The 25,979-nt window shown below is 67.0% G+C and carries 29 protein-coding genes and 1 riboswitch; of the genes, 15 read left to right on the forward strand and 14 right to left on the reverse strand.

Annotated elements, in window-relative coordinates:
* The first annotated feature begins 12 nt into the window (after window positions 1–12).
* Window positions 13–210, forward strand: a riboswitch (cobalamin riboswitch).
* Window positions 211–348: 138 nt separating this feature from the next.
* Entirely contained in the window at window positions 349–2,619 is a 2,271-nt protein-coding gene (gene metE / locus A5681_RS01470) for a 5-methyltetrahydropteroyltriglutamate--homocysteine S-methyltransferase (protein ID WP_067268812.1), read from the forward strand.
* A 67-nt stretch (window positions 2,620–2,686) separates the two neighbouring features.
* On the opposite strand, the gene A5681_RS01475 is transcribed toward metE, so the two are convergent.
* Entirely contained in the window at window positions 2,687–4,417 is a 1,731-nt protein-coding gene (locus tag A5681_RS01475; RefSeq protein WP_067268813.1) for a DUF3556 domain-containing protein, read from the reverse strand.
* 125 nt (window positions 4,418–4,542) lie between these two features.
* Here A5681_RS01475 and A5681_RS01480 point away from each other — a divergent pair, with 125 nt between their 5' ends.
* A complete protein-coding gene (locus A5681_RS01480) occupies window positions 4,543–4,761 on the forward strand; it encodes a hypothetical protein (RefSeq protein WP_067268814.1) in 219 nt (72 codons plus the stop codon).
* A gap of 108 nt (window positions 4,762–4,869) precedes the next feature.
* Here the strand turns inward: A5681_RS01480 and prpD are convergent, their stop codons facing one another.
* Complete coding sequence (prpD, locus tag A5681_RS01485; RefSeq protein ID WP_082968155.1) at window positions 4,870–6,375, reverse strand: 2-methylcitrate dehydratase PrpD; 1,506 nt, start codon at window positions 6,373–6,375, stop codon at window positions 4,870–4,872.
* A 117-nt stretch (window positions 6,376–6,492) separates the two neighbouring features.
* On the opposite strand from prpD, the gene A5681_RS01490 reads away from it, so the two are divergent.
* The 5 genes from A5681_RS01490 (at window position 6,493) to A5681_RS01510 (ending at window position 10,175) form a co-directional block, all read left to right on the forward strand.
* The gene (locus A5681_RS01490; protein ID WP_067268816.1) at window positions 6,493–7,857 is read left to right on the forward strand and encodes a flavin monoamine oxidase family protein; all 1,365 of its coding nucleotides are present in this window, start codon (window positions 6,493–6,495) and stop codon (window positions 7,855–7,857) included.
* A 188-nt stretch (window positions 7,858–8,045) separates the two neighbouring features.
* Window positions 8,046–8,381, forward strand: a complete 336-nt coding sequence (locus A5681_RS01495; RefSeq protein ID WP_067268841.1) for a hypothetical protein — start codon at window positions 8,046–8,048, stop codon at window positions 8,379–8,381.
* A gap of 41 nt (window positions 8,382–8,422) precedes the next feature.
* Complete coding sequence (locus tag A5681_RS01500) at window positions 8,423–8,770, forward strand: hypothetical protein (RefSeq protein ID WP_067268817.1); 348 nt, start codon at window positions 8,423–8,425, stop codon at window positions 8,768–8,770.
* A 116-nt stretch (window positions 8,771–8,886) separates the two neighbouring features.
* Complete coding sequence (locus tag A5681_RS01505; RefSeq protein ID WP_067268842.1) at window positions 8,887–9,663, forward strand: SseB family protein; 777 nt, start codon at window positions 8,887–8,889, stop codon at window positions 9,661–9,663.
* A gap of 47 nt (window positions 9,664–9,710) precedes the next feature.
* On the forward strand, window positions 9,711–10,175 hold the full coding sequence (locus A5681_RS01510; protein ID WP_231996189.1) for a hypothetical protein: 465 nt from the start codon (window positions 9,711–9,713) through the stop codon (window positions 10,173–10,175).
* On the opposite strand, the gene A5681_RS01515 is transcribed toward A5681_RS01510, so the two are convergent.
* Complete coding sequence (locus A5681_RS01515; protein WP_067268819.1) at window positions 10,172–10,681, reverse strand: DoxX family protein; 510 nt, start codon at window positions 10,679–10,681, stop codon at window positions 10,172–10,174. The genes A5681_RS01510 and A5681_RS01515 overlap by 4 nt on opposite strands.
* A gap of 140 nt (window positions 10,682–10,821) precedes the next feature.
* Between A5681_RS01515 and A5681_RS01520 the strand changes: the two genes are divergently transcribed.
* Together A5681_RS01520 and A5681_RS01525 are read left to right on the forward strand one after the other, a co-directional pair.
* Window positions 10,822–12,453 carry a pyruvate, phosphate dikinase gene (locus tag A5681_RS01520; protein ID WP_231996190.1) on the forward strand — a complete coding sequence of 544 codons (1,632 nt, stop codon included), beginning with the start codon at window positions 10,822–10,824 and terminating at the stop codon, window positions 12,451–12,453.
* Window positions 12,450–13,064 carry a hypothetical protein gene (locus A5681_RS01525; RefSeq protein ID WP_067268821.1) on the forward strand — a complete coding sequence of 205 codons (615 nt, stop codon included), beginning with the start codon at window positions 12,450–12,452 and terminating at the stop codon, window positions 13,062–13,064. Before A5681_RS01520 ends, A5681_RS01525 begins: the two co-directional genes overlap by 4 nt.
* Here A5681_RS01525 and A5681_RS01530 read toward each other — a convergent pair whose 3' ends face one another.
* From A5681_RS01530 to A5681_RS01540, 3 genes are all read right to left on the reverse strand, one after another.
* Complete coding sequence (locus tag A5681_RS01530; protein ID WP_067268822.1) at window positions 13,065–14,306, reverse strand: WS/DGAT domain-containing protein; 1,242 nt, start codon at window positions 14,304–14,306, stop codon at window positions 13,065–13,067.
* The gene (locus tag A5681_RS01535; RefSeq protein WP_067268823.1) at window positions 14,307–15,212 is read right to left on the reverse strand and encodes an alpha/beta fold hydrolase; all 906 of its coding nucleotides are present in this window, start codon (window positions 15,210–15,212) and stop codon (window positions 14,307–14,309) included. It lies immediately after the preceding gene.
* Window positions 15,213–15,323: 111 nt separating this feature from the next.
* Window positions 15,324–15,797 (reverse strand): VOC family protein, encoded by a 474-nt coding sequence (locus A5681_RS01540; RefSeq protein ID WP_067268824.1) that lies wholly within the window; start codon window positions 15,795–15,797, stop codon window positions 15,324–15,326.
* A gap of 121 nt (window positions 15,798–15,918) precedes the next feature.
* On the opposite strand from A5681_RS01540, the gene A5681_RS01545 reads away from it, so the two are divergent.
* On the forward strand, window positions 15,919–16,782 hold the full coding sequence (locus tag A5681_RS01545) for an alpha/beta fold hydrolase (protein WP_067268825.1): 864 nt from the start codon (window positions 15,919–15,921) through the stop codon (window positions 16,780–16,782).
* A 73-nt stretch (window positions 16,783–16,855) separates the two neighbouring features.
* Here A5681_RS01545 and gnd read toward each other — a convergent pair whose 3' ends face one another.
* Window positions 16,856–17,878 carry a phosphogluconate dehydrogenase (NAD(+)-dependent, decarboxylating) gene (gene gnd, locus A5681_RS01550; RefSeq protein WP_067268826.1) on the reverse strand — a complete coding sequence of 341 codons (1,023 nt, stop codon included), beginning with the start codon at window positions 17,876–17,878 and terminating at the stop codon, window positions 16,856–16,858.
* Window positions 17,879–17,890: 12 nt separating this feature from the next.
* The gene (locus A5681_RS01555) at window positions 17,891–19,297 is read right to left on the reverse strand and encodes a glucose-6-phosphate dehydrogenase (protein WP_067268827.1); all 1,407 of its coding nucleotides are present in this window, start codon (window positions 19,295–19,297) and stop codon (window positions 17,891–17,893) included.
* A gap of 122 nt (window positions 19,298–19,419) precedes the next feature.
* On the opposite strand from A5681_RS01555, the gene A5681_RS01560 reads away from it, so the two are divergent.
* Window positions 19,420–20,244, forward strand: a complete 825-nt coding sequence (locus tag A5681_RS01560) for an adenylate/guanylate cyclase domain-containing protein (RefSeq protein ID WP_067268828.1) — start codon at window positions 19,420–19,422, stop codon at window positions 20,242–20,244.
* On the opposite strand, the gene A5681_RS01565 is transcribed toward A5681_RS01560, so the two are convergent.
* Window positions 20,196–20,405: a hypothetical protein gene (locus A5681_RS01565; protein ID WP_067268843.1), complete on the reverse strand. Its 210-nt coding sequence runs from the start codon at window positions 20,403–20,405 to the stop codon at window positions 20,196–20,198. The two genes, A5681_RS01560 and A5681_RS01565, sit on opposite strands and share 49 nt — an antisense overlap.
* 77 nt (window positions 20,406–20,482) lie before the next feature.
* On the opposite strand from A5681_RS01565, the gene A5681_RS01570 reads away from it, so the two are divergent.
* The 3 genes from A5681_RS01570 to A5681_RS01580 are packed head-to-tail and all read left to right on the forward strand — an operon-like array spanning window position 20,483 to window position 22,355.
* Window positions 20,483–21,283: an SDR family oxidoreductase gene (locus A5681_RS01570; protein WP_067268829.1), complete on the forward strand. Its 801-nt coding sequence runs from the start codon at window positions 20,483–20,485 to the stop codon at window positions 21,281–21,283.
* Between the two features lie 11 nt (window positions 21,284–21,294).
* The gene (locus A5681_RS01575) at window positions 21,295–21,666 is read left to right on the forward strand and encodes a carboxymuconolactone decarboxylase family protein (protein WP_067268830.1); all 372 of its coding nucleotides are present in this window, start codon (window positions 21,295–21,297) and stop codon (window positions 21,664–21,666) included.
* A complete protein-coding gene (locus A5681_RS01580) occupies window positions 21,666–22,355 on the forward strand; it encodes a guanylate cyclase (RefSeq protein WP_067268831.1) in 690 nt (229 codons plus the stop codon). Before A5681_RS01575 ends, A5681_RS01580 begins: the two co-directional genes overlap by 1 nt.
* Here A5681_RS01580 and A5681_RS01585 read toward each other — a convergent pair.
* The 5 genes from A5681_RS01585 to A5681_RS26235 form a co-directional block, all read right to left on the reverse strand.
* A complete protein-coding gene (locus A5681_RS01585) occupies window positions 22,352–22,675 on the reverse strand; it encodes a putative quinol monooxygenase (RefSeq protein WP_067268832.1) in 324 nt (107 codons plus the stop codon). The two genes, A5681_RS01580 and A5681_RS01585, sit on opposite strands and share 4 nt — an antisense overlap.
* A 313-nt stretch (window positions 22,676–22,988) precedes the next feature.
* Window positions 22,989–23,543, reverse strand: a complete 555-nt coding sequence (locus tag A5681_RS01590; protein WP_082968156.1) for a glycoside hydrolase — start codon at window positions 23,541–23,543, stop codon at window positions 22,989–22,991.
* Window positions 23,544–23,682: 139 nt separating this feature from the next.
* A complete protein-coding gene (locus A5681_RS01595; RefSeq protein ID WP_067268834.1) occupies window positions 23,683–24,042 on the reverse strand; it encodes a hypothetical protein in 360 nt (119 codons plus the stop codon).
* Between the two features lie 110 nt (window positions 24,043–24,152).
* Window positions 24,153–24,551 (reverse strand): VOC family protein, encoded by a 399-nt coding sequence (locus A5681_RS01600; RefSeq protein ID WP_067268835.1) that lies wholly within the window; start codon window positions 24,549–24,551, stop codon window positions 24,153–24,155.
* A gap of 71 nt (window positions 24,552–24,622) precedes the next feature.
* Complete coding sequence (locus tag A5681_RS26235; RefSeq protein ID WP_082968157.1) at window positions 24,623–24,982, reverse strand: hypothetical protein; 360 nt, start codon at window positions 24,980–24,982, stop codon at window positions 24,623–24,625.
* An 89-nt stretch (window positions 24,983–25,071) separates the two neighbouring features.
* On the opposite strand from A5681_RS26235, the gene A5681_RS01605 reads away from it, so the two are divergent.
* Window positions 25,072–25,566 carry a nitroreductase family deazaflavin-dependent oxidoreductase gene (locus tag A5681_RS01605; protein WP_067268836.1) on the forward strand — a complete coding sequence of 165 codons (495 nt, stop codon included), beginning with the start codon at window positions 25,072–25,074 and terminating at the stop codon, window positions 25,564–25,566.
* The last annotated feature ends 413 nt before the right edge of the window (window positions 25,567–25,979 follow it).

A 25,979-nucleotide genomic window follows, 5' to 3' on the forward strand; every position in this document is an offset into this window, starting at 1 on the left:
CACCACGCGGCTTCGGCATCGAGCGAGGCGGGTTAGTGACGCTTCGCGAGAGGGAACCCGGTGAGAGCCCGGGACTGTCCCGCAGCGGTATGCAGGAACGACCGCCGTCACACAAGCACTGGTCGCAAGACTGGGAAGCGACGGTCAGTAGGAGCACCAGCGGGTGCGCGCCTGCGAGTCCGAAGACCTGCCAGCTGCGCCGGGCGCGCCGCGCCCGGCGGCTCATCGCCTCGTGGAATGGGCGTTTGGCTGCGCCGGTTGCGATTTATGTACTTCAGGTGCATCGCAACCGGTCGGCTCGCGTCCGCTGGCGGTGACCACCCCGTCGATTGAAGGACGAAAGATATCGTGACCCCTCAACCCTTTACCGCAACGGTCGTCGGCTCCCCGCGGATCGGCCCCAGGCGCGAACTCAAACGCGCCACCGAGGGCTACTGGGCCGGACGCACCAGTCGTTCGGAGCTGGAATCGGTTGCCGCCACCCTGCGGCGCGACATGTGGGCCGGCCTCGCCGCCGCCGGCCTGGACTCCGTCCCGGTGAACACCTTCTCCTATTACGACCAGATGCTGGACACGGCGGTGATGCTCGGCGCCCTGCCGGCCCGGGCCGCGCAGGTGTCCGACGACCTGGATCGCTACTTCGCCGCCGCGCGCGGCAACTCCGAGGTCGCGCCGATGGAGATGACCAAGTGGTTCGACACCAATTACCACTACCTGGTTCCCGAGATCGAGCCCGCGACCTCGTTCGCGCTCAACCCCGACAAAGTGCTCGCCGAGCTGAAAGAAGCTCTCGCGCAAGGCATCAGCGCCCGACCGGTCATCATTGGGCCGATCACCTTCCTGCTGTTGAGCAAGGCGGTCAACGGCGGTGGCGCGCCGATCGATCGGCTGCAGGAGCTGGTGGGAATCTACTCGGAGCTGTTGTCGTTGCTCGCGGACAACGGCGCGCAGTGGGTGCAGTTCGACGAGCCGGCGTTGGTGACCGACATCTCCCCCGATGCCCCGGCACTGGCCGAGGCCACCTACACCGCGCTGGGCAAGGCGGGCAACCGCCCCGCCATCTACGTCGCCACCTACTTCGGCGATCCCGGCGCCGCCCTGGCCGGGCTGGCCCGCACCCCGGTCGAGGCGATCGGCGTCGACCTGGTCTACGGGGCCGGCGCCGCGGTGGCGGGAATCCCCGAGTTGTCCGGCAAGACACTGGTGGCCGGCGTCGTGGACGGGCGCAACATCTGGCGCACCGACCTCGAGGCTGCGCTCGGGAAACTGAAGGCCCTTCTCAATTCTGCTGGTGCCGTGGCGGTTTCGACCTCGTGTTCCACGATGCACGTGCCGTATTCGCTGGAACCCGAAACCGAACTCGACGACGCGCTGCGCAGCTGGCTGGCGTTCGGGCAGGAGAAGGTTGCCGAGGTGGTGACGCTCGCGCGCGCCCTGCGTGACGGGCGTGAGGCCGTCGCCGACGAGATCGAAGCGTCCAACGCCGCGGTGGCCTCCCGCCAGAGCGATCCCCGGCTGCACAACGACGAGCTGCGGGCCCGCATCGACTCGATCGTCGCCACCGGCACCCACCGCGGCGACGCGGCGGAGCGGCGCGCGAGTCAGGAAGCGCGGCTGCACCTGCCTCCGTTGCCGACAACGACCATCGGCTCCTATCCGCAGACGTCCGCGATCCGTAAGGCGCGCGCGGCGCTGCGCTCCGGCGAGATCGACCAGGCGGAGTACGAGAAGCGGATGAAAAAGGAGATCGCCGACGTCATCATGCTGCAGGAGGAGCTGGGCCTCGACGTGCTGGTGCATGGCGAACCGGAGCGCAACGACATGGTGCAGTACTTCGCCGAGCAGTTGACGGGTTTCTTCGCGACGTCCAACGGATGGGTGCAGTCGTATGGCAGCCGTTGTGTGCGTCCGCCGATCCTCTACGGCGATGTCATCCGTACCCACCCGATGACCGTCGAGTGGATCGAGTACGCGCAGTCGCTGACCGACAAGCCGGTGAAGGGCATGCTGACCGGTCCGGTGACGATCCTCGCCTGGTCGTTCGTCCGCGACGATCAGCCGTTGGCCGAGACCGCCAACCAGGTGGCGCTGGCCATCCGCGACGAGACCGTGGACCTGCAATCCGCGGGCATCGCCGTCATCCAGGTCGACGAGCCGGCGCTGCGGGAACTGCTGCCGCTGCGCCGCGCCGATCAGGAGGACTATTTGCGTTGGGCGGTAGGGTCTTTCCGATTGGCCACCTCCGGCGTCGCGGACTCCACGCAGATCCACACCCACCTGTGCTATTCGGAGTTCGGCGAGGTGATCGGGGCCATTGCCGACCTGGACGCCGACGTGACGTCGATCGAGGCGGCACGCTCGCGCATGGAGGTGCTGGACGACCTCAACGCGGCGGGCTTCTCCAACAGCGTCGGACCGGGCGTCTACGACATCCATTCGCCGAGGGTGCCGAGCACAGCCGAGATGGCTGAGTCTTTGCGCGCGGCGCTGAGAGCGGTTCCCGCGGAACGGCTCTGGGTCAATCCCGATTGCGGCTTGAAGACCCGCAACTCCGACGAGGTCACCGCGTCGCTGAAGAACATGGTCGCCGCGGCCCGGGAGGTCCGTTCGGAGGCTTGAGGTTTCGCGAGCGTAACCTCACTGCGATTTTCGGCTCGGTTTTTCGCAGTGTGGTTACGCTCGCGGCCTATTCGGACCTGGGCAGCACCTGGACGGGAACGTCGTCGGCCCACGGTTGCCGGGTCACCATGTCGGCGACGCGGACGATGCCGCGCTCGAACTCGCCGGTCGCCGCGTCCACCAGCCGATACGCCTGGGTCTGCTTGTGGATGGGCTGCGCGTCGAGCAGCACCACCCGCACCTCCCCCGGCTCGAAGTGGCAGCGCTCCTGCAGCGCGGCGATCAGCTGCTCGTTGTGCATGTGGCCGTCGCCGAAGTTCCAGCCGATGGCGGTGCTGCAGATGCGTTCGCCGTCGGTCAGGACGTAGTCGTCCTCGTTCTGGCCCGCCATCGCGCGATGCGCCAGGGTGAACAGCGCACGGCCGTGAGTGTTGAACCCGCGGAACGCATATCCCATGTAGAGCGGGATCTGCGCGGCCTCCGGGCTGCCGTAGAACCTCTCCAGCTGGGCCTGCGGCATGCTGGCGATCGCCACGATGCCCCTGGCGATCTTGTCGCTCGCCGACGGCTTGATGCACCACAGCGTGGTGTCCCAGTTCCCGGCGTAGTACCGCATGCCGGGCAGGAACGAGATTTTGCGGGGAAACATGTTGCCCAGCAAGACGATTCCCGCGATGACGACGAACAGTATCGCCACCACCACGGGGTGCCTCAGGTCACGCAGGCCCAGGCGGGCGTGCGCGACGAACAGCGACAGCACACCGAAGATCATGAAGACGTTCCACTCCAGCGGGACGCCCATGGGGATCGACACCAGGATGCCGAGGTGGAAGCAGACCATCACGATGGCGGCGATCGTGATGGGCCAGCCGCTGTGGCAGAAGAACAACGGCAACGGCACCAGCATCTCGATGGCCGTGCTGATGTGGGCCAGCCATCGCGACAACCGACCGGGCCGCAGGTCGTCCGGGAACCTCTCGAAGAACTGCCGCTTCAGCCAGCGGGGCCGCACCAGCGGGTTGTTGGACATCATCGTCGAGATCACGAACGGGAAGTGCTTGTTGAGCTTGGACGTGGCGGCGCCCATCCAGATCACCAGGAACACCACCTTGGACCCGACGATCATGTCCACCCCGCCGAAGAGGAACGTCACCGCCATGGTCGCGTAGACCTCACCGCGCGCGGCCAAAAAGATCACCTTGTCGCGCAGGCCGAGCACACCGAGCAGCAGCAGGATCAGCACGATCTTCCAGGCCGGCAGCAATCCGATCGTCGTGCCGAGCTCGGGGATCGGTCCGGTGCCGTCGGCGAACAGCGCCGCGAATGTCACCAGCAGGAACAGCGCGTACAGCGCGACGTCGATCGGCTTGCGCTTGGTGCCCTCGGTCAGTGGGACCCGGTTCGGCCACGGTGGCAGCCGGATGGTGCCGAACCGCATCCAGTACAGGACCGAGCCCATGGGCGGGAAGAACCGGTTGTTCAGCGGGCCGAAGCCGCAGCCCAGCCCGATCACCTCGAACAGCATCGTGTACAGCACGACCTTCTCGAACACGATCGGCTCCGACCACCACGACGCGACGTGGGTGAATCCGCCGAGTCCCCTGGTGGCCGAGGCGAACACCCACGCGCCGAGGATGTAGAGCAGGATCTTGGCGACGTAGAACAGGTGCAGCACGACCGGCGTGCCGAAGCCCACCTCGGCCCAGTGCCTGGCCATCGGCCGGATCTTCTCGCTACGCGTGCCCTTGTTCCACTCGGCCATGTCGAGCTGCGGCAGCTCAGGCTTGAGAAATCCCATGGTGGTCAGATTAGAACGTGTTCTAGGCGAACCGCACTCAAGCCGGGCAACAATCCATTGCCTGTGCCCTCACCGACGGATAGCGTGAAAACCGGATCGGCGCGGCCCACTAGGAGGCGTCCGCCATGAGCAGGCTTTTCATTTCCATATCGGCTGCGGTGCTGGTCGCCGCCGTCTCACCGATCGCGGTCGCCCGGGCCGACGCGCCGGCGCCCGGCGACGGGTGCGCGGCGTTGCACGCGACCACCCAGGACGCCAACGGCCGGACGATGTGGTGCAACCCCACGATGACCGGCGCCCACAATTTGGTGTGGCAGTACGGCGGGCCGGCGCCCAGCCCTTAAGGCTTCCAGGGTGAGCTGAGGGCGTCCAGCGTGAAGTGAGGGCGAGAAATCCGCGAAAACTCCGCCCTGGCCGCACACTCAAAGCCGTGACTGCACACCCGATTTCGGTCACTCGAAGATGCCCGGCGGCGTCGCCGGGGCCCGCTCGAGAGCCCCTGGGTCAACGCGTAGATTGAGCGCGGCCAGCGCGCCGGCGCGCAGGCCGGCCAAGGAATCGACTGCGTCCAGAAACCGTTGCCGCTCGGCGGGTTCCACGACGTCGCCGGCAAGCCGGGTGAACTTCTGCACGTACTGCGGACGCCGGAACGGCCGCGCGCCAAGCGGATGCGCGTCGGCGACGGCCAGTTCGTCGACGATCACCTCTCCGCTTTTCAGCGTGACCTCGGCGCGCGCGCCGAACGCCTTTTGCGCCGGATCCGCCGAGTGATAGCGGCGGGTCCACTCCGGATCCTCGACCGTCGAAATCTTGCGCCACAGTTCGACGGTGTCGGGCCGGTGGGCCCGCTCGGCGGCGTAGGACCGCTCGTGGTGCCAGCTTCCGTCCTGCAGCGCGACGGCGAAGATGTAGGGCAGCGAGTGGTCGAGCGTCTCCCGCGACGCGTCCGGGTCGAACTTCTGCGGATCGCCCGACCCCGTACCGATCACGACGTGGGTGTGGTGACTGGTGTGCAGCACGATGGTCGATACCTCGCCGAGGTCGCCGATCCGCTCGCGGAGCCGCCGCGCCAGGTCGATCGGCGCCTGACTCTGGTACTCCGCCGAGTGCTCCTTGGTGTAACTGTCCAGGATCGCGCGCTTGGGCTCATCGGGAGCGGGCAGCGGCACCTGGTATTCGCGGTCCGGTCCGCCCAGCAGCCAGGCGATCACCCCGTCCTCGCCCTCCCAGATCGGGGCCGGTGATCCCTCGCCACGCATCGCCCGATCCACCGCCTCGATGGCGACCTTGCCCGCGTGCGCGGGCGCGAAGGCCTTCCAACTGGAGATCAGCCCCTTGCGCGACTGGCGGGTGCTGGTGGTCAGGTGCAGCGCCTGCCCGACCGCCTGATAGATCGTCTCGGTGTCCAGCCGCAGCATGGTCCCGATGCCGGCCGCCACGGACGGACCCAGGTGCGCAACGTGGTCGATCTTGTGTTCGTGCAGGCAGATTCCGCGGGCCAGGTCGATCTGGATTTCGTAAGCGGTGACCACACCACGGATCAGGTCGGCGCCCGGCAGTCCCCGCTGCTGGGCCACCGCGACTAGCGGGGGGATGTTGTCGCCCGGGTGGGAGTATTCGGCGGCCAAAAACGTGTCGTGGAAGTCGAGTTCGCGCACCGCGACGCTGTTGGCCCAGGCCGCCCACTCCGCCGAATACGTGCCGTCGACGCCGAACACCCGGGCGCCCCGGCGCGCCGGATGGGCCAGTGCCTGTCGTCGCGCCACCGTGACGGGCCGACGCAGCACGGCGGCGGCGCTGACGGCCGCGTTGTCGATGATCCGGTTCACCACCATCTCCGCCGTTTCCGGCTCGACGGCAACGGGGTCGGCGGCGACCTCGGCGATCTTGGCCGCCAAATGCTCGGCGCGGGGGAAGTCGTCGGAGCTGCGCCGCGTGCGAACCGTATGCGTCAACACAAATCCGCACCCTAGGGCCGGCACGAACGCGCGCAGAAATCTGAGTTAACCCGCCACCATCGGCGCCGCCCGCGGTGTAGTTTGCTGCTGGGGCGGGGCTAGGTTGAGGAGTCAGCCGTGGCAGAGGTCGATTACTGCGTGGTCGGAGCGGGATTCGCGGGTCTGGCGGCGGCCCTGCGGTTGAAACAGGCCGGCCTTTCGGTGGCCTTGCTGGAGGCGCGCGACAGGGTCGGCGGCCGCACGTTCACCGAGTACCGTGCCGACGGCTCGTGGATCGACCGGGGCGGCGCGTGGATCGGACCGGGCCAGGACCGGATCTACGCGATGATGGACGAGTTCGGCGTGGCCGAGTACAAGCAGCACAACGATGGCGACGCCATGATGATCGTCGACGGCAAGAAGCACCGCTATGGCGGCACCATCCCGTGGACGATGAGCCCGTGGGCGGTCGCCAACCTCGGGATGGGTTTGTTGTCGATCGAGAAAATGGCCAAATCGCTTCCGCGGGAAGCGCCCTGGGATGCCAAGCAGGCGGACGAGTGGGACCGCATCAGCATCGGGGAATGGCTCGAACAGAACACCATGTCCAAGCAGGCCCGCGAGATGCTGGACATGGCCTTTGCCGGCCTCTACACCTCGGCGGCGTCGGAGACGTCGTTGTTGTGGGGATTGCTGCAAACGGCGTCGGCGGGCGGACTGACGTTCGCGATTTCGGGCAAGGGCGGCTCCCAGGACGCCCGCCCGGTCGGCGGAATGGGCGCCATCTATGGCCCCATCGCGGCCGAACTGGGCGACGCGGTGCACCTTTCGCAACCGGTTCGCCAAATCGCCCAGGATGCCGACGGCGTGACGGTGACGGCCTCCGACCTGACGGTGCGCGCGCGCCGGGTCATCGTGGCGATCCCACTGGCCATCGCTTCCTCGATCGTCTACGAGCCGATGCTGCCGGTGGATCGGGCGATGCTGCACCAGCGCATGCCGAGCGGTGCGGTCATCAAGACGTCGATCGTCTACGACGAGCCGTTCTGGCGCGCCGACGGGCTCTCCGGTCAGTCGGCCGCGCCGGGATCCCCCGCCAGCCTGACGATCGACGCCTGCACGGACACCGGCGACCCCGGCGTCATGTGTGTCATCTCCGAAGGGCCCGCGGCACGGCGGCTGACGAAGCTGAACGAGGCGGAGCGGCGAGCGGCGCTCATCGGCGAGTTGGTCGACCGATTCGGCGAGAAAGCCAGAACGCCGCAGGAGTACCACGAGCAAAACTGGACCGTCGACCGCTACTCCGGCGGCGGGATGATCGGTCACGCACCGACCGGTGTGCTGACCGAATTCGGCTATACGCTGCGCGAGCCATGCGGCCGCATTCACTGGGCCGGAACCGAGAGCTCGGCCATCATGTGCGGGTGGATCGACGGCGCGATCCGCTCCGGCGAGCGGGCGGCCGCGGAGGTCCGGGAGGCCGAGACCGCCGCGGTCGTCTAGCCGAGCTTAAGAGCGCCAATATTTATGTGCGCGGCATAGTATTCGATGGGTCCGCGAGTCCGCTTGCAGCACGAGCGAATCGGGCACCCCACTTCTAGCCCCTTGGCCCGGATAGCCACAAACCATGAATTTGAACGTAACGTCGCACTTGCTGGCACACCAGCAGCACCGCCGTGAAGGAAAACGCTGTGAGCCTCTTCAGGAAGAAACGTCATGCGACACACGCTGTCGGTGAGGATAAGGTCTATTACTCCACGCCGTTTGGCGACACCAAAGATGGCAAACGAAAGCTCTTTTTACTCGGACGCGGCGAGGCGCAGTTCTTCCCTGTGTTCCGCAGTAGGGAGTCGCTTATGGCTTTCTACGAACAAATGAATCGCTCGAATTACATGATTCTCGAGGGAGACATACAGAGAGTCCTCGAAACCAATCGCTCGATCGAGCTGATGAAGGACGTGGCCATTGTCATTGAGCCTTTGGGCGCAAATCCCGTTGAGATCTGGCCGACTCGTGACCGCGGTTAACGAAAGTCCATCGCGGTATGGCTGGAACACTGAGATCTAATATGCGGATCGAATACCTGGCCCGCGGCGCTGACAACACCCTGATCTGTGTCACGACCACGACCGATCTCTACAGCGCGCGTTTCTTCATCGGCACAATGCCCGGTCCACTGCGTGAGGTACCTATCGCCCCGACGGATCATTCGATCATGAGACTCCGCGATGGGGGCACCACCATCATCCTGACCGCCGAGGGTGAATTCAATGTGCCGTCCCCACTGCTGAACGCCGCGTGGATGTCTGACGTACGGTTCGGCGCGAAACGCTTCGACCTCATAGATCGCTCAAGGACCACGGTTGAATTAACTGATGGTGGTCTGCTCCTCGATGGGGTGCCGGCTGACACTTGAAGCTCGTAAGGCCCGGTGCCGTTGACATCCCGCCCGGTTCGACGGCGGACGATATTGCTGAGGCCAAAATTTATCGCTGGTCCTCACACGAGGCCAGTTTGGGGGGAATGCGAGTCATGACAGGTGAGCGTTACCGCGATCGCGTCAGACTGGTCGATCACGTGGTGCTGCGACGAGCCGTTGCAGCCTTCGCCGCCCAACCCAACCAACGCGGGGCCCTTGAGGTACTGCGCTCGTGCATGTACGGGGAAGTGTTGCTCGATGTCACCGGATCCGACGCACTAAGCGACAAACCGTTCGCCGCGGGCTCTCAGCTGCAAATTCGAGGCGGCACTGGCCCCAATGGTGGTTCAGCGCTGTTCTGCTACACCCGCAACGAGGAAATCGCTCGCCTACATCCACCGGGCGCCCCCACACAGTCGTTGGTCCAGCCGGCTATCGGGGCGCTTGAGTTGGCTCGAAGCCACGGGTACGCCTGGCTCTACATCGACCCCGCGGGGCCCACGTGCGCACTGTCAGCGCCGGAGATTGATTTCGCGCTGCGCAACGGCAATAACCAACGGCTCAAGCAAGTTCTGGCCGACCACAATGATGGCAAAGTCGACAGGCAGAGCGTACTCAAAGTCCTACGCGACAACGGCCCAATGGTTCTGGCTGCCGACGACTCACGTGGCGGCGTGGGTATCCGCACCACCACGCACCCAGACGGCACCACAAGTATCTTCAGCTTCACCAGCGCGCCGGAGGTCCTCGCCTTCAACCCTGCCGACGCGGCGTTGTCGCTAACGATCGAGCGCGTGGTGAACATGGCACGCGAGCAGGGGCACAGCGGAATCGTAATTAACCCCGCAGGTCCGTACATTTGGTTTGCGTTAACCGAACTCCTTGCTTGACGAAGATATCGGGAGGAAACCGGGTGCGCACGAGAGCAATTGAGTTAGTGGCCGTCGTGGCGGCCACCGCTTCGGCCGCAATGACTCTTCTGCCGTGGGTCGATACCAGCCCATTGGGCTTGCCCATGCGTTGGAACGGTCTGGGCATCTACATCGGCGACTATGGCGAACACTATGGCGGTCTGTTCACCGGCCTGGTCAACGGCACGCCCGGCTGGGTCGTGCTGATCGCCTCGATCGCCGCCGGCGGCGCGTTGCTCGGCGCGCGCCGAGTGCGGGTGTTGGGACTCGTCGCGTGCGGAAGCGCGGTCATCGCATTCCTCAGCGCCGCCCTGTGTCTGATCTATCCGGCGGTACTGGCCGGCGATGCCAAACACGACTTGGGCATCTCTCCGGTCCCAGACCGGGACGTGCTGAATTCCTCCGCGTTGATCGCCGAAGCCGCGGCCACCGGCGTGCTGGTGGTGTGCACCGCGCTCACGTTCGCGAGAACGAAGAGCGCTGTCAGCTAACCGGCCTGCTTAGCGGGCGGCCGGTAGAAGATCACCAGCTGGCCGACCGCGCCGGCGAGCCCGAGCACCAGCGAGATCAGCAGGCCACGCCAGCCGTCCATCCAGTTGTGCCCGAACACGACGTAATCCAGGCTCAGCTTGCCGGCGCCCAGGGTGGCCACCGCGATGGCGCTGACTGCCAGGACCAGGTTGTACTCCCAGCCCTCCTTGACGATGAAGAAGCCGTTGGCCCGGTGCACGGTCCAGGCCGCCACCAGCATCAAAGACACGAAGCCCGCCGCCGGGATCGGTGTCAGCAGCCCCGCGGCCAGGCCCAGCCCGGCGGCCATCTCGGTCGTGGCGGCCACGGTGGCGTGGAACTTGCCCGGCTTCATGCCGATGCTTTCGAACCACCGCGCCGTGCCCGGGATCCGGCCGCCACCGAAGAACTTGTTGTAGCCGTGCGCGGCCAACGTCACGCCCAATACCAGCCGCAGGATGAGTAACCCGACGTCGTAGGGAGTCATACCTGCAAACCTAGATCATGGGGCGGACCGGACAACAGGACCGCCGAGCAGCTAACTCCGTCGGCCCATGTGGGAACATTGCGGGCGGTCCGACGTTGGCCTTTCGACGGCTCATAAAAAGGGGGTGCACCACGGCTCGTATCGCACGCGGCACCCGCCGTGACGCGCCCGGGGCCGCTTCTGGCGGGCAATACGTGGTGTTACTGGACGGCACAGCGAGGCACCCGCGGGAGCTGTTGGGCAATAAGGGCCACGGCATCGAGGTGATGCGCCGGCATGGTTTGCCGGTGCCGCCCGCGTTTTGCATCACCACCGAGGTGGGCCTGCGGTACCTCGCGGACCCGCGGGCGGTGATGGACGCCATTTGGGACGACGTGCTCGACCGGATGAGCTGGCTGGAGGCGCAGACCTCGCGCGCGTTCGGGCGGGGTCCAAATCCCCTGCTCGTCAGCGTGCGGTCCGGGGCCACCCAGTCGATGCCGGGCATGATGGACACGATCCTTGACCTCGGGATCAACGACGAGGCCGAGCGGGCGCTGGCCGCCGTCGCCCCGGGGTTCGCCCGCGACACCCGCCAGCGATTCGACCGGATGTATCGGCGCATCGTCGGCCTGGGCGAACACGAGTCGGTGCCCGCCGACCCTTATGAGCAGCTACGCACCGGGATCGAGGCGGTGTTCGCCTCGTGGAACTCACCCCGCGCGGTCGCCTACCGGGCCCATTCCGGCGGCGGCGACCAGAGCGGCACGGCCGTCGTCGTACAGGCGATGGTGTTCGGCAACCGCGGTCCCGACTCCGGTGCGGGGGTGCTGATTTCACGGAACCCGATCACCGGGGACGACGAACCGTTCGGAGAATGGCTCCCCGGCGGCCAGGGCGATGACGTGGTGTCCGGATCGGTCGACGTCGAACCCGTCAGCGCCCTGCGCGACGAGCAGCCGGGCGTCTACGACGAATTGATGGACGCCGCACGACGATTGGAACGGCTGGAGTCCGACGTCCAAGAGATCGAATTCACCGTCGAGGACGGCAAGCTGTGGCTGCTGCAAACCCGCGGCGCGGAGCGGTCGGCGCAGGCCGCGGTGCGTCTGGCGCTGCAGCTGCGGCACGAGGGGCTGATCGACGACGCCGAAACGCTGCGGCGCGTGACGCCCGCGCACGTGAAGACGCTGCTGATGCCCGCGTTGCAACCGGAAACGCGCTTGGCGGCGCGGCTTTTGGCGAGGGGATTGCCCGCCTGCCCGGGCGTGGCGTCGGGCACGGCCTACACCGACGTCGACGAGGCGCTCGATGCCGCCGAACGGGGCGAGTCAGTGATCCTGGTGCGCGACCACACCAGGCCCGAGGACGTTTCGGGCATGCTTGCCGCGCAGGGGATCGTCACCGAAGTCGGCGGCGCGGCCAGCCACGCGGCGGTGGTCAGCCGGGAACTCGGGCGGGTGGCGGTGGTGGGTTGCGGCCCCGGAGTCGCCGCCTCATTGGCCGGCAAGTCGATCACCGTCGACGGCGCGAAAGGCGAAGTGCGCGAGGGCAACCTGAGCCTGTCCGCGTGGTCGGAGAACGACACGCCCGAATTGCGCGAGCTCGCCGACATCGCTCGTCGGATCAGCCCGCTGCGCGCCCACAATGCCGGCGAGCACCTGCGGCTGGCCGACAACACCGAGGCCGCGGTGGCCGCGGCGCTCAAAAGCGGGCACACCGACGTCGTCTCGGCCACCCCGCTGATCGTCATGCTGACCGCCCTGCGCCTGGCCGACGGGACGAACCGATGAGCGAATTGGCCGTGCTGCAAGCGGTTCGGTTGAAGGGGCGGGTGCGGCCCGCCGACCTGGCCGCCACCTTGGGCGAGGACCTCGCCGACGTCACGACGACCGTCGAACGGCTGACCGAGGCGGGCCTCCTCGCCGACGGCGCGACGGTGCGAATCACCGCCGGCGGGCGCGACAGGCTCGCTGCGCTGCTCGACGAGGAGCGCAGGGGCGTCGACCGGGCCGCGATCGCGGCGGCCTACGACAACTTTCGCTCCGTCAACGCCGATTTCAAGGCCGTGGTGACCGATTGGCAGCTCAAGGGCGGCCCCGGCGGAACTCCCAACGCCCACGACGACCCGGACTACGACGCCGCGGTGCTGGCCCGCCTCGACGATGTGCACGCGCGCGTGCAGCCGATCATCGCCGCGGCCGCGACGCAACTGCCCCGGCTGAACGCCTACTCGACGAAACTTGCTGCGGCACTGGACAAAGCGCGGGCCGGAGACATCGCCTGGCTGACCAGGCCGCTGATCGACTCCTACCACACGGTGTGGTTCGAGATGCACGAGGAGCTGATTTCCGCCGTCGGCCTGACGCGCGAGGAAGCGGCCCGATCCGGCGACGCGCAGTAGCTACAGCGCGGCGTCGAGCAACTCCAGATACGCGTCGATGTCGGGAACGGCCGTCGCGGCCGCGTGCACGCTGATCGCTATGGTGTCGCCGATGCCGTGCACCCCGTGCGTCAGCCCCATCGCCGGCGACAGCGCCGGAAAGCCGGCCGTCAACACCACCCGCGCGCCGCCGAAGGTCAGATCGGCACCCCCGCGGTTGACGCTGGACACGACGGTGTTGCCCGAGACCTGCGTCGGACGGATGTCGGGGTCGAATTGGGCTACGCCCCAGCGCAATAGCGGCGCCGGCACCGCGGCGAAAGCCCGGTCGGCGTAGCGCGTCGCCGGGTGCGAGAAGCGACTCCGGCCAGCGGCCAGCTCCGCCGCGATCCGCTCGGCGCGGGCCGGCGACCCCAGCCTCGGGTAGAGGCCCACCACGACATTCCCGAAATGGTTGTGCGCATGCGCCGCACCGGGTTTGGCCATCGGCACTTCGGCGCCCGCCGTATCGGCGACATCACCCAACAGGTTGGACAGCGCCGTGGAGATCGCCGACAGCGCGCCTACGGTGACGGTGGGACCGCGCAACTGCTTGCGGTGTCGCACCAGTGTGCGCACCGAGCGGGCCGCGCCGGGGCGCGCGTTCGTCGGCAGCAGGGGCCGCGGGCCGGGCGGGGGGGACAGCAGCCCGGCGCGGGTCTCGGCGACCAGCCGCCGGTGGGCCCGCGCCGCCTGGGCGGCTCGCCAGGGCAGGAACCCGGCCCGCAGGCGCTGGACCCGCGGCACCGGATCCGGCCGGCCGAACAGCCAGCCCGCCATGGCGGCCGCCCGCGCCCCGTCGGCCAGCGCGTGCGCGACCTGCAGTACGGCGACGGTGCCGGACCCGTTGACGCCCGGGATGTCCGGCACCGGGGTGAAGACGTGCAGCCGCCAGGGCATCCGGCGCACGTCCAGCTGGTCTCCGGCGAGGGCGAGGACGGCCGCCAGGCAGCCGGCCCAGCTCCGGTCGTCGAGGTCGTGGCGTACCACCCACTCGGGGGTGACGGCCGACGGAACCCATCGCGGGTACGTCAGCGGACTGCCGTCTTCCACGCGCAGCGTCAGCGCCGGGTCGGCACCGGCCCTGCTGCGGACGTGGTCGACCGCGGCCGGGTAGTCCGCGGGCTCGCCGTCGAAGGCGTACAGCAGGAACTCGTCACTGGGGATCTTGGCCGACATCCAATAGAACTGCGCATCGACGGCGGCCAGCGGCTCCGCGGCCATTCAGCCGGGTGAACCGATGAACCCGAGCACCAGATCGGCGACCTTCTCGGGCTGTTCGAGCTGCAGGAAGTGCCCCGCGTGTTCGACGATGGCCACCTCGCTGCCCGGCGGCAACACCTTCTCCGCCCAGCGGGCGAAAGCCGGTGTCATGCAGCCGTCGTCGCGGCCATGCAGGTACAGGCAAGGCCACACCGGCTCTTCGGTCCACAGCTCGTTCAGTTGGGCATACTGCGCCGGCGGCCGAGTGTTGCGGATCGTGGCGCGGTAGGGCCCCAGCGCGGCGCGCCAGCTCTCCGGCGTCCCGATTGCCGCGTCGACGTGACGCAGATCCTCATCGGCGCGATATCCCGGGGACCATCGTCGCCAAAGCAGCGGCAGCACCCACGACTCGGAACGTTCTGGCAGCCAAGGGATTTGGAAGTACATGATGTACCAGCTGCGCAACAGCTGGCGCGCCAGGTGTGCGACGAGCCGAGCGCGCTCGCCGGCGCCTGCCGGGCGACGGAAGCTCGCCGACGGTGGCACCGACATGATCACCGCCTTGGTGAACGGGCTGTCGGGCATGGCGGCCAGACCGGTGGTGGCGATCGCGCCCCAGTCGTGGCCGATCACGACGTCACCGTCGGTGCCGCCCGCGGCCGAACGGACGCGCAGGGCGTCGTCCATCATCGCGCCGATGTGATAGCTGCCGTCGGCCGGAATCGAGGAAGGTGCGTACCCCCGCATGAAGGGCGCCACCACCCGCCAGCCCGCCTCCACGAGCCGCGGAGCGATCTTGCGAAATCCGTAGGGTGTGTCGGGGAAGCCGTGCAGGCACAACGCGAGGGGGGCGTCGCTGGGCCCCCAGGTGAGTGCCTTCAGGTTCCCGGCAGGGCTCGGCACGTCGATCCAGCCCGGTTCACCCATGTCCACTCCCTGCTCGGCGCGTCCGCAGGGACCAACCTAACGCGTGCGGGTCCACGACGCACCGACCGCATGGCCCGAGCGGTCAAACCGGGCCTGCGACAGGGAGTTTCGTTATACCTGCGCGGCGGCCCGATTCAAATCGGCGATGACAATCTTCCGCATGCCATACATCGCCTGCGTGGCCGCCGCCGCGCGCTGCCGGTCCGGATCCCCGATCAACTCGTACAGCCGATCCGGGATGATCTGCCAGCTCAGGCCGAAGCGGTCTTTGCACCAGCCGCACTGCGATTCCTCGCCACCGTCGGTCAGCCGCTCCCAGTAGTAGTCGACCTCGTCCTGATCCTTGCAGTGGACGGTGAAGGAGACCGCCTCGGTGAACCGGAAGTGCGGGCCGCCGTTGATCCCGATGAAGCGGGCGCCATCGAGCACGAAGCTGCCCGACAGCACCGTGCCCGGTTCGCCGGGTCCGGCCTCTGTGGTCCGGTTGAAGCCCTCGATGTGGGAGTTCGGGAAAACGGAGGTGTAGAACTCGGCTGCCTCCTCCAAGTCGTGGTCGAACCACAACGACGGGGTGATCGATGGCATGGGCTGCGGCCTCCTCATTGGCTCGTTGGTGTCGTCTCGATAGACCCGGGCCGGGACGGAAACTCATCGCGCCGTCGCCCCGGCGAACGGTGCATATATGCGCTATGTAACGTCAGGTCGCATGAGCACCGTCACCAGCAGCCCCGAGACGGTCGAGTTTTCCGGCGCCGGCGGGATCAGGCTGGTCGCCGACGAATGGAATCGCGGGACCGACGGCGCGGGCCGACCCAGCGTCCTGATGCTGCATGGTGGCGGCCAGAACCGGCATTCGTGGAAAAACACCGGTCAGACCCTCGCCGACGAGGGCCTGCACGTCGTGGCGCTCGACAGCCGCGGACATGGCGACAGCGATCGCGCCCCCGACGCCGACTACGACGTCGACACCCTGACCGCCGACGTCCTGCAGGTGATCGAGGCGATCGGCCGGCCGGTGATGATCATCGGGGCGAGCATGGGCGGGCTGACGGGCATCCTCGCCGCCCACCGGGCCGGGCCGGCGAAGGTGACCCGGCTGGTCCTCGTCGACGTGGTGCCGCGATTCGAGAAGGGCGGCAGCGCCCGCATTCGCGATTTCATGATCAGCGGCCTCGAAGGTTTCGACTCGCTGGAGGAGGCCGCCGACGCCGTTGCCAGCTACCTGCCGTATCGAGAGAAGCCGCGCAGCCCCGAGGGGTTGAAGAAGAACCTGCGCCTGCGCGACGGCCGCTGGTACTGGCATTGGGACCCGGCGTTCATGACCAAGCCGGGCGACGACCCCGAGTTGCGCACGGAGAACTTCGAGCAGGCCGCGAAGCACCTGTCGATTCCTGTCCTGCTGATCCGCGGCAAGCTGTCCGACGTGGTGAGCCCCGAGGGGGTCAGGCACTTTTTGGCCACGGTGCCGCGGGCGGAGTTCGTCGAGCTTTCCAACGCCGGGCACACCGCGGCCGGCGACGACAACGACGCGTTCAGCGACGCCGTGGTGAAGTTCGTCAAGCGCCACTAGTCCGACGGTGGCGACCCGCATCGCCCGGCTACGCCGCCCTCGCAATCGCCACTGGTTCTTGGTGGCGCAGTGACTAGTTCGCCGGTTTTTCGGCGTGCCCGCCGAACTGCTTGCGCATCGCCGACAGCGCCTTGTTGGCGAAGTCGTCGAGCGACCGCGACGCGAAGCGGGACTGCAGCGCGGTCGTCAGCACGGGCGACGGGACGCCCTCGTCGATCGCCGCGATGGCGGTCCAGCGACCCTCCCCGGAGTCGGAGACCCGTCCCGAAAACTCCTTGAGATCGGGCGATTCGCGCAGCGCGCTCGCGGTCAGGTCCAAGAGCCAGGAACCGATCACGCTGCCGCGGCGCCACACCTCGGCGACCTCGGGGATGTCGAAGTCGTATTGGTAGTACTCCGGATTCGACAGCGGCGCCGTTTCGGCGTCGCCCTCCTGCACGTGTTTGCCGATGTCGGCGTTGCGCAAGATGTTGAGCCCCTCGGCGAGGGAGGCCATCATCCCGTACTCGATGCCGTTGTGCACCATCTTGACGAAGTGCCCGGCGCCGGACGGCCCGCAGTGCAGGTATCCCTTCTCCGACCGGTCCACCTCGCCGTCACGGCCCGGCGTGCGCGGCGCCGCGTCCACTCCGGGAGCTACCGAGGCGAAGATGGGTTCGGCGTGCAGAAAAGCCTCGTCGCTGCCGCCGATCATCAGGCAATAGCCGCGCTCCCGTCCCCAGACCCCACCGCTGGTGCCGCAGTCGAGCAGGTGAATGCCCTTCTCGGACAGCGTCTTTGCGTGGCTGATGTCGTCGCGGTAGTACGAGTTGCCGCCGTCGATGACGATGTCGCCGGGCTCCAGCGTCTCGGCCAGCTCCTCGATGACGCCCGTCGTGATGGTCCCGGCCGGCACCATCACCCAGACCACCCGCGGCGCGGTCAGCTTCTCGGCGAGCTCCCGCAGCGACGACACCCCGGTGGTGCGCTCCTCCCCCGCCATCGCCTTGACCGCGTCGGGGTTGTGGTCGTAGACCACGCATTCGTGCCCATCCTTGGCGACCCGGCGAACGATGTTCGCGCCCATCCGGCCGAGTCCGATCATTCCGAGCTGCACTTCCCGATCTCCTTACTGTGACGACGTGTGCTTGGGCAGCCACGGCTCTTGCCAGCTGCGATGACCATGCAGCAGCGACTGCGCGGCCTCGGGCCCCCACGAGCCCTGGTCGTAATGGTGGATGCGGCTCGGCTTGTCCAGCACGGGCTGCACGATGCGCCACGTCTCCTCGATGGCGTCTTCCCGGGCGAAGAGCTGCCGGTCCCCGGTGAGCGCGGCGTACAGGAGCCGTTCGTAGGGCCGCACGGCCTCGCCGAGGTCCTCGGCGAACGACGAGTCCAGGTGCACGTCGTGCCATCCGTCGCCGACTTGGGCCGACAGCTGCAGCCGCATTCCGGGATCGGGATCGATGCGCAGCACGATCTGGTTGGGCTCGGGTGGCCGGCGGTTCGGCAGAAACGAGAACCCCGGCACGTGGTGCAGGAACATTCGCACCTCGGTCACCTTCTCCGGCAGCGCCTTTCCGGCGCGCAGGAAGATCGGCACGCCCGCCCAGCGCCAGTTGTCGATCTCGGTCCGCAGCGCGATGTAGGTCTCGGTCTGCGAATCCTTGGCCACCCCGTTGACGTCGGTGTAGCCGCGGTACTGACCCCGCACGCACCGCCCGGGATCCAACGCCGGCATCGCCCGGAACACCTCGGCCTTCTTGTCGTTCAGGTCGTCGGCGCTGGGACCGACCGGGGGCTCCATCGCGACCAGCGCGAGCACCTGCAGCAGATGGTTTTGCACGACGTCGCGCAGGGTGCCGACCGCGTCGTAGAACTTGCCGCGGTCCTCGATGCCGAAGTCCTCGGCCATGGTGATGTGGATTTCGGAGATGCTGTCGCGATCCCACAGCTTGGCCAGGGCGTTGTTCGCGAAGCGCAGGTATTGCAGCTCTTCGACGGGCTGCTTGCCCAGGAAGTGGTCCACCCGCAGGATCTGGTCCTCGTCGAGCACCGCCCGCAACCGGGCGTTCAGGTCGCGCGCCGAGGCCAGGTCGTGGCCGAACGGCTTTTCCACCGCGACGCGGGCGCACTCCAGCAGGTCGGCCTTGGCGAGGTTTTCGACGATCGGCGCGAACAGGGACGGCGGCATTTCCAGGTAGTACAGGGGCCGGCAGTCCTTGCCGATCTCCTTGGCGAGCCGGCCGTACAGCTCTTCGTCGGTGACGTCGCCGTGCAGGTAGGACAGCCGGCCCGCGAGCCGGTCGAAGACCGCATCGTCGAACTTCTCCCCGGAGGCCTTGATGGCCTCGCGGGCGCGCTCGACCAGCTTTTCGAGCGGCATGTCGTCACTGGCCACGCCGATGATCGGGATGTCGAGCAACTCGCGGGCCTCGAGGCGGTACAGAGCGCGGTAGGTCATCTTGCGCGCCAGATCGCCGGTGATGCCGAAGATCACCAGCTTGTTCGAAGAGTTGTCACCGCCGTCAGCCAAGCCCGCACCTCCGAAGTCGTTGGCTCTTTACAACTCACTACCCGCGGCGGTCGGACCTAACACTAGACACCGCACACAGGCCCGACAACCGCAAGCCATCGCGGCCTTGGCAGGATGCTTGCGTGGGTGATGCGCTGCATATCACGGTCTACGTCGTGGCGGGCATCGCCGCGATCGAAGCGGTCGCACTCGGCGTGCTTTCGCGGTTGCTGGTGCGCAGCCGCCAGGAGATCGACGAATTGCGGCACCGGACCGACACCCGCAGCTGGCTGCTGTCGGGCGGGCGCGAGGCCCTCAAAACCGTGTGGAACACCGCCAACGTGGTCCGCAAAGAAGGCTTCGGCGCCGCCGTACGCAGCTCGATCGAGGATCTTGCCGACTGGGCGGAGGTGGAACGGCCCGACCTGGCCAAGGTGACCCCCGACGGCCGGGTGGTGATCCTGTTCTCCGACATCGAAGAATCCACCGCGCTCAACGAGCGGATCGGTGATCGCGCCTTTGTCAAACTCATTGGCGCACATGACAAGCTGGTGTCGGACCTGGTGCAGCAGCGGTCCGGACACGTGGTGAAGAGCCAGGGCGACGGCTTCATGATCGCCTTCTCCCGCGCCGACCAGGCGGTGCGGTGCGGCATCGACCTGCAGCACGCGTTGCGCAAGGACGCAAAACGCAAGCGGCACGAGGAGATTCGCGTTCGGATCGGTATCCATATGGGCCGGTCGGTGCGGCGCGGCGATGATCTGTTCGGCCGCAACGTCGCGATGGCTGCGCGGGTGGCAGCCCAGGCCGCCGGCGGCGAGATCCTGGTGAGTCAGCCTGTGCGGGATGCCCTTTCCGACTGCGACGACATCCACTTCGACAAGGGCCGCGAGGTCGAGCTGAAAGGTTTTTCGGGGACCTATTCGTTGTTCGCCGTGGAGGCCCCGGCCGACCCCGACCTGGACTGAAAGCCCTCCCCGTCGTATTCGGCCAGCCGTTGATGCAGCCGCGACCGGACCTCGTCCGCGGTGTAGGCGCGGCGTTTGCGTTGATCGCGCGCGACCAGCGCGCCCCCGGCGACGACACCGGCGACGCCGGCCAGCCCGATCCACTTCCACGCTCTGCGCATCACCACAGCGTATTCGCGCTGTGATTAACTTGTGTGCTCTTGCAACAGGTGATTTTGACTCAAACGGGCGCGGACGCATGGAGACTCTTCGCGACAAGGTCGCGGTCATCACCGGGGCGGCCAGCGGCATCGGCCGCGCGATCGCGTGCGCCCTCGCCGACGGTGGCGCGCACATCGTCGCGGTCGATGTCGACGATGACGGTCTTGCCGCGCTGACCGATGAGCTGAGCAACCGGGGCGGTGCCGCTTTGCCGCAGCATGCCGACGTCTCGAAATCGGATGCGTTTGAGGGCATTCGCGATGCCGCACTGCGGCGGTTCGGCCGTGTGGACATCGTCGTCAACAACGTCGGCGTCCTGACGAACGGGCTACCCGAAGACATTCCGGTCGGCGAGTGGCAACGCATTCTGGACATCAACCTGATGTCGGTGGTGCGCAGCAACGCGGCGTTCCTGCCCCTGCTGCTCGGGCAGGGCAGCGGGCACCTGGTCAACACCGCATCCTTCGCCGGGCTGTTCACCTATTCCTACGATCGGCTGCCCTACGCGGCCACCAAGGCCGCCATCGTTGCGCTCAGCGAAGGGCTCGCAATTTACCTGCGACCCAGAAACATTGGCGTCACCCTGTTGTGTCCCGGGCCGGTGTTGACCAACATCGCCGCCGCGGTACCCAGATTCGGCCGCGGGGCGCCGCTGCGCATCCCCGGTGAACAGTTCGAGCTGCTCGACGCGGCGGCCGTCGGCGAAATGGTCGCCGACGCCATCCTGCGCAACCGCTTCTTCCTGCCCACCCATCCGCCGGTCGTCGACGAGTTGCGCCGCCGCGTCGACGATTGGGACGCCTACATCGACTACCAGATCTCACGCGAACCGGATTGAAAGGTAACCGAATGGCTGACCCACGCAGCGAAGGACTGAACGTGTTCAGGGACATGTTGCCCGGGGTGATCCCGGACGGCACCACCACGATGCGCGACGGCGGCATCGCCGACGAACTCGGAGACTTGGGCCTCGACCACGTCTTCGGCGCCATCTGGAACCGGCCCGGGCTGGATCGTCGCTCGCGCAGCCTGGTCACGCTCGGCGCGCTCATCGCCCTGCGGGCCACCGAGGAGATGAAGTTTCACTTCCAGATCGCGCTGCGCAACGGCCTGAGCATCGCCGAGATCGAAGAGGTGATCTACCACATGACGGGTTACGCCGGCTATCCCGCCGCCGCAACCGCCCGCACGGTCGCACGCGAAGCCCTCGCGGGTTCCTGATGCTCACCCTCGATCAAGCCCTGAACGAGACTCGCACCGGTGATCTCTGGTTGTTCCGCGGCCGCTCGCGTCCGGACCGGGCGATTCAGACGCTGACCAACGCACCGGTGAATCATGTCGGCATGACGGTGGCGATCGACGACCTGCCGCCGTTGATCTGGCACGCGGAGTTGGGCGACAAACTCGTCGACTTGTGGACCGGCACCAACCACCGGGGCGTGCAACTCAACGATCTGCAGCAGGCCGTTCTGCAGTGGACGCAGCGCTACCAGCAGCGCTGCTGGCTACGCCAGCTGACGCCCAACCCCACCCGCGAGCAGGAGAACAAACTGCTGCGGGTGATCGCGCGGATGGACGGCACCGCGTTTCCCACCACCGCACGGCTGACCGGTCGCTGGTTCCGCGGCCGGCTCCCGACCATCAATGACTGGGTACGGGGAATCCCTCTGGTGGACAAGAAGGTTCGCGAGCAGACGCGACGTCGTCGCGAAGAACGCAAGATGAGCCTTTCCACGGCCTACTGCGCGGAGACGGTGGCGATCACCTACGAGGAAATGGGATTGCTCAACACCGACAAGGACGCGAACTGGTTCGACCCGGGCAAATTTTGGAGCGGTGACACCCTTCCGCTGGCGCCGGGCTATCAACTGGGCAGCGAAATCGCCGTGACGGTAGGCGAAGTCGGCTAGGCGACCGACATTTCGCCCAATTCCGACCATCCGGTGGCGTCGATTGTTTGGTTGATGATCTTCGGAGTTGCCGTGAGGGCCTGCGGCAGTTCTCGCATCGCCCGCTTGAAGTGATCGCTGTTGACGTGGATGGCGCCTGCCTCGTCGTCACGAAAAGCCTCGACCAAGACGTACTCCGCCGGGTTGTCCAGGCTGCGGGACCACTCGAACCACAGGTTGCCGTCCTCGGCGCGGGTGGCCGCGGTGAACGAGGCGACCAGATCCGTCCAGCGATCCGTCCACTCGGGCTTGGTCTCGAACTTGACGACGATGAAGATCATGTCCGGTATCCGCCTCGCTCGCTGAAAGAAGTTACGCCCGCCCGATACGGCGCGGGCAGCGCCAGCATATCCGTCCGGCTCCACCGGGCCGCCAGCAAAGTGTGCCCCGGCCGTCTTGATCGACGGCCGGGGCACACTTCACTTCGTTCTTGTGCAAATCCCGGCGCGCTGCGCTGCGCGAGCCAAGTGGCCCAGATCACAAACCAGGTGTGTCCGGACCTATTTCACTTGACTGCTGCTGGGAATGCCCCTGAAGACCGACTTCGCGGAATTCGCCTATATGCGAAATCGATTCCTTCCCGAATTAAATTCGTTAGGGATTCGCAATTCCGGGATCGCCGGGCGGCGGCAATTCCGGCGCAGGCGGGGCCGGTGGCGCGGGCGGCGCTGGAGCCGCGGCGTCGACCAGCACGGGCGGCGCCTCCGGCGGTGGCGGCGGCGCGTCGGGCGGCGGGGGCGGCGCGTCCGGCGGAGGCGGAAGTGCGCCCTCGCCATCCGGCGGCATCGGCAGGAACATGTGGTGGGTGAACCCGGCCTGGTAGGCGCCCGCACCACCAATGTGCACGCCACCGCGCTCACCACTGGCGACGGGGGTTCCGTCCGGCAGCGTCGCGGCGGTGTGACCGCCATTCCATCCGATCACGAGGGCGTTGGGGGCGGTCCCGTACTGGAAACCCCGGGCCAACAACGCCGCTTCTTCGTTTCCGGTGTTGAACCGGTTGCCGAAGACTGGCCTGTCGGATGCTGCGTTGGCAACCCACGAAACGAGTCCTGAGCAATCCGTTCCAGCGGGAGAATCGCCACCCGGAATATAGGGCGTCCCGGAAACCTGATTAATCAATGACATCAATGTTGCAAGTACTACCATGGCCGGGGACGCTAGCAATAGCGGTTATTGTTCGCCAAAATTTGTGGCCTACATCATTCGCAAAGCGGACAATGGCGTCCGCCGCACTTCCAGCAAATCCGGTGTCCCACCGGATCCGGCTACCAGCAAACGCGCCGACTCAGGTGTAGTCGGGCCCGCGTTCGGTTTCCGCCATCTCCCGATCGATGTCGGCTTGCTCGCGCTGGGCCGTCGCCTCGGTGCGCGACGCCTGTTCGTCCACACGCCGGAGTCGAGCGCGCTCACGCTGCTCGACCGTGCCCTCGCGTTCGTCCGCGCGCCGCTCCCGATCGTCCGCTAGACGCTCGCGGTCGTCCGCGATTCGATCCCGCTGGTCGGCGAGCCGATCTCGTCTACCCGCCAGCCACTCGCGCCTTTTGACTTCGGCTTCGCGCTGATCGAGCGCCTCCTCGCGCTTATCAAGCGCGTCGGCCTGACGTTCGAGTTCTCCGGGTGGTTCGGGGCGGTCCTCAACGGCCACGAGCTAAACGATAACGCCGCGATGGCCCGAATGCACGGGTGTTGGCCGCCCACGGGCTGAAGCCGTCCCGGTCCATCGTCATACGATGACCGAATACGCTTGCGCGACAGTCAGATTCCGAATTTGGCGCGGGCCTCGTCGGTGACCGGAGTGAACAGGTTGACGAGGTTTCCGTCCGGATCCCGCAGGAGCAGTGCGCGGTTTCCCCACGGCATGGTGGTCGGCTCGGTCACGACCTCCCCGACATGTCCGCGCAGTCGCTCGTACTCCGCGTCGACGTCGTCGACCATGAATTCCACGATCGCGCTGCGGTTGGCCGCGGGTTCGGCGGATTTGGCCGCAAACAGCGGCACGGTCTTGTCGCTGCCGATCGCCAGGGTGCCAACCGGGGTGGGGATCTCGGCGAAAAGCTCGTTGCCCCATACCGCGGGGACCCCGGTGACCGTCTCGTAGAAACCGACGAGCCGGTTGACGTCGGCGGTGATGATGCGCGTGGAAACGAATTTCATGGGCCCTCCCGACTGCGGTGACGTGACGAGGGCATGTTACGGAGCACCACCGACAAGGAGGGCGGGTGCGACTAGACCGGGGTCCAGATTCCGTGGTTCCAGAATCCCCAGTTGCCGGGGCCGGTCGGGTTCCACATCAGCTTGGCCCCGGGCGCCCAGGACGGCGGGGGCGGCGGTGGGGGCGCCCATAGCGGTGCGGGGCCCCATGGCCCCGCGCCCGTCGGGAAACTTTGGCCCGCCGGGCCTTGCCAGTCGTGGCACGTACCCCAGTCCCAGTCGTAGACGTTGCCCCAGCTCGGGTCCCATGGGTTGCCCGGGCACCAGTGAGAGGTCGGTGCCGCCTGAGCCTGGCCGCCGGCCAGCCCGAGCGCGAACAACGCCAGCGCACCGCCCATCAAGGTTTGCCGGAACCGCCGGACGCACGGCCTCATTCGTTCACCCATCCTTCAAGCATTTCGCCGGACCGGAATGCAGGCAAGCCCCAAACGTTTCCTCGACCTAGCCCAAGTATCGTCGGGACATGCCGCTGAGGTACGTGGACCCGCACAAACGACGGGGTCCGCTGTATCGGGCAAGCGTTCGTTTCGGACGCTCGCGAGCGGGGCAGTTCATGGCCCGCCACATCGCACGCCATACCGATCCGCACCTGTTCCGCCTCACCGGCGGCCGAGTCAACATGGGCTCGATCATCAATGCGCCGCTCGTCACCACCGGCGCGAAGTCCGGTCAGAAGCGCGTGGTGCAACTCACCTACTTCCATGACGGGCCCGACGTCATCCTGTTGGCCTCTAACTTCGGCGGCACCAAGCACCCGCAGTGGTATTACAACTTGAAGGCGCATCCGGACTGCGAATTCGGCGGCGAGCGCTTCACCGCCCAGCTGGTCACCGATCCCGGCGAGTACGCCCGACTCTTCGAGTTGGCCAACCGGATCTACTCGGGATACGCCGAATACCGGGACCGCGCGGCGCCCGCGGGCCGCGACATTCCGATCTTCCGGCTGAAATCGCGCTAGCGCCGGACCGGGCTTCCCGTCCGCGATGTCATCGGAGCCCGCTCGTCGCTTCGCCGCTAATGGTGAATTGCTTTGCGCGATGCGGGGTTACGCGCCGACTCAGCGGGGCGGCAATCACCAACGAAGCGGTGTCAGTTCGTCCCATGAAGCCAGTGTTCCCGCTCGACGGAAAACCCGAACTTCATTACGCCACACCGTGTACTGACGTCCGCCGACGGATACCCGATCACCGGCGCGGCAGGTTTGGGCGTTCTATCGTGCGCTGCGCTGTTTCGCCGGGAGTCGGCCGGACCTCGCACGTAGCGTCCCCGGCCTTGCCTGGCAGGCAAGACGAAGCCTGCCGCGCCGGTGATCGGGTATCCGTCGGCGGACGTCAGTACACGGTGTGGCGTAATGAAGTTCGGGTTTTCCGT

Source organism: Mycobacterium scrofulaceum (assembly GCF_001667885.1).
Lineage (GTDB): Bacteria > Actinomycetota > Actinomycetes > Mycobacteriales > Mycobacteriaceae > Mycobacterium > Mycobacterium scrofulaceum_C.